The organism is Mycolicibacterium arseniciresistens (assembly GCF_030519285.1).
Classification (GTDB): domain Bacteria; phylum Actinomycetota; class Actinomycetes; order Mycobacteriales; family Mycobacteriaceae; genus Mycobacterium; species Mycobacterium arseniciresistens.
In genome coordinates, this window is sequence record NZ_JAUMSQ010000213.1 from 1 (window position 1) to 2,879 (window position 2,879).

The following is a 2,879-nucleotide window of genomic DNA, read 5'->3' on the forward strand; positions in this document are numbered from 1 at the left end:
GGGCGAGGGCGGTTCGGCCAGCGCGGACGGCGCCGCGGGCAGCAGCATCAGGGCGCCGAGCAGCGCCCCGACAGCCCGCCGGGTCACAACCGAGCGGCCAGCAACTCGGCGATCTGAATGGTGTTCAGCGCCGCACCTTTTCGCAGGTTGTCACCGGAGACGAACAGCGCGAGCCCACGGCCGTCGGGCACGCCCGGGTCCTGCCGGATGCGGCCGACGAGCGACTCGTCCGCCCCCGCGGCGGCCAGCGGCGTCGGCACGTCGGACAGTGTGACGCCGGGCGCCGCAGCGAGGATCTCCTTGGCCCGCTCCACCGAGAGTGGTTGAGAGAACTCGACGTTGATCGACAGCGAGTGGCCGGTGTACACCGGCACCCGCACGCAGGTGCCGCTGACCAGGAGGTCGGGGATGCCGAGGATCTTGCGACTCTCGTTGCGCAGCTTCTGGTCCTCGTCGGTCTCCCCGGAGCCGTCGTCGACATAGGAGCCGGCCAGCGGCACCACGTTGAACGCAATCGGCGCGACGTACTTGTTCGGCGCCGGGAAGTCGAGCGCCGAGCCGTCGTGCACGAGGTCGCGGCTGCCGGACACCACTGCTGTTGCCTGGCCGTACAGTTCGTCCACCCCGGCGAGCCCGCTGCCCGAGACGGCCTGATACGTCGAGGCGATCATCCGCACCAGCCCGGCCTCGTCGTGCAGCGGCTTGAGCACCGGCATCGCGGCCATGGTGGTGCAGTTCGGGTTGGCGATGATGCCCTTCGGACGATTTCCGGCGTCACGATCGAAGTTCACCTCGGAGACCACCAGCGGCACCTCGGGGTCCTTGCGCCACGCCGAGGAGTTGTCGATCACCACGGCGCCCGCGGCGGCGAACCGCGGCGCCTGCACCCGCGACATCGTGGCGCCCGCGGAGAACAGCGCGATGTCGATGCCGGACGGATCGGCGGTCTCGGCGTCCTCGACCTCGATCTCCTGGCCGCGGAACGGCAGCTTCTTGCCCTGCGAGCGCGCGGACGCGAAGAACCGCACGCTGGTGGCTGGGAAGTCCCGCTCCTCCAGCAGCGTGCGCATCACCTGACCGACCTGACCGGTCGCGCCGACAACTGCCAGGTTGATTCCCCGGTCGCTTCGCTCCTGCCCGCCGATATTGACCATTCGTCCTACCGTCCCGTTCCCGCGTACACGACGGCTTCCTCGTCGCCGCCCAGTCCGAACGCCTCGTGCAACGCTGCAACGGCCTTGTCCAGTTCCGTGTCCTTCACCAGCACCGAGATCCGGATCTCCGAGGTGGAGATCAGGTCGATGTTCACGCCGACCTCGGCGAGCGCCTCGCAGAAGGTGGCGGTGACGCCGGGGTGGCTGCGCATGCCCGCGCCGATCAGCGACACCTTGCCGATGTGGTCGTCGTAGAGCACCCGGGTGAACCCGATCTCGTGCTGCAGCGACGTGAGCTTCTCGACGGCGCCGGGTCCGTTGTCCCGGGCGCAGGTGAAGGTGATGTCGGTCTTGCCGTCCTCGATCTTGGAGATGTTCTGCAGCACCATGTCGATGTTCACGTCGGCGTCGGCGACCGCGCGGAACACCCTCGCGGCGTATCCCGGGACGTCGGGCACACCGACGACGGTGACCTTGGCCTCGCTGCGGTCGTGGGCGACCCCGGTGAGAATGGCGTCTTCCATGGCGATGTCCTCGATCGATCCCTTGACGATGGTGCCCGGCTTGTCGGAGTACGACGACCGGACGTGGATGGGCAGGTCGTAGCGGCGGGCGTACTCGACGCACCGCAGCATCAGCACCTTCGCGCCGCACGCCGCCATCTCGAGCATCTCCTCGAAGCTGACGGTGTCCAGCTTGTGCGCGTTCGGCACGATGCGCGGGTCGGCGGTGTACACCCCGTCGACGTCGGTGTAGATCTCGCAGACGTCGGCGTTGAGCGCGGCCGCCACCGCCACCGCGGTGGTGTCCGAGCCGCCGCGGCCCAGCGTGGTGACGTCCTTGGTGTCCTGGCTGACGCCCTGGAAGCCGGCGACGAGGACGATCTGCCCCTCGTCGAGCGCCGACCGCAGCCGGGTCGGGGTGACGTCGATGATCTTGGCGTTGCCGTGGGTGCCGGTGGTGACGACGCCGGCCTGCGAGCCGGTGAACGACCGGGCGTGCGCGCCCAGTGACTCGATCGCCATCGCGACCAGCGCGTTCGAGATCCGCTCACCCGCCGTCAGCAGCATGTCCAGTTCGCGCGGGGGCGGCGCCGGGCACACCTGCTTGGCGAGGTCGAGCAGGTCGTCGGTGGTGTCACCCATCGCCGAGACGACCACGACGACGTCGTTGCCCGCCTTCTTGGTCTCGACGATGCGCTCGGCGACGCGCCGGATGCGCTCGGCGTCGGACACCGAGGATCCGCCGTATTTCTGCACGACGAGCGCCACTGTCAGCCCTTTCAGGTGCGGATTGGTCGCACACAAGGATAAGGGGTCGGAGCACCCGGTTTTTCCCTCCGGCGGGCAGGAGCGAAGCGACCGGGGAATTAACCCGCGATGTCGGTAGCGTCGTGTGGTGGCCAGTCCGCCGACCGACCGGAACGCCCAGACCCGGGTGCCCATCCATCCCGACCTCGCCGCGAGGTGGAGTCCGCGCGCCTTCGATCCGGCCGCGACGGTCACCGGCGAGGAGGTCACCGCGCTGCTCGAGGCGGCCCGCTGGGCGGCGACGTGGGGCGCGCGCCAGCCGGTGCGGTTCGTGGTCGGACGGCGCGGCGACCCGACGTTCACCGCCCTGGCCGCCGCGCTCAAACGGGGAAACAGCTACGCCCATGCCGCGGGTGCGCTGATCCTGGTGTGCGCCGACGAGGGCGAGGACGACCGGACGGCGCGCTACGCGGCG

At 69.7% G+C, this 2,879-nt stretch carries 3 protein-coding genes; 1 reads left to right on the top strand and 2 read right to left on the bottom strand.

The features are described 5' to 3' along the window. Positions 1-83: 83 nt before the first annotated feature. Together Q2100_RS22185 and Q2100_RS22190 are read right to left on the bottom strand one after the other, a co-directional pair. Positions 84-1,154, bottom strand: coding sequence for an aspartate-semialdehyde dehydrogenase (locus Q2100_RS22185; protein ID WP_302915790.1), 1,071 nt, complete (start codon positions 1,152-1,154; stop codon positions 84-86). Positions 1,155-1,159: 5 nt separating this feature from the next. Further along, entirely contained in the window at positions 1,160-2,425 is a 1,266-nt protein-coding gene (locus tag Q2100_RS22190) for an aspartate kinase (RefSeq protein ID WP_264010988.1), read from the bottom strand. Between the two features lie 127 nt (positions 2,426-2,552). On the opposite strand from Q2100_RS22190, the gene Q2100_RS22195 reads away from it, so the two are divergent. Next, positions 2,553-2,879 (top strand): nitroreductase family protein (locus Q2100_RS22195; RefSeq protein ID WP_302915791.1); only part of this gene is annotated, 327 nt, incomplete at its 3' end.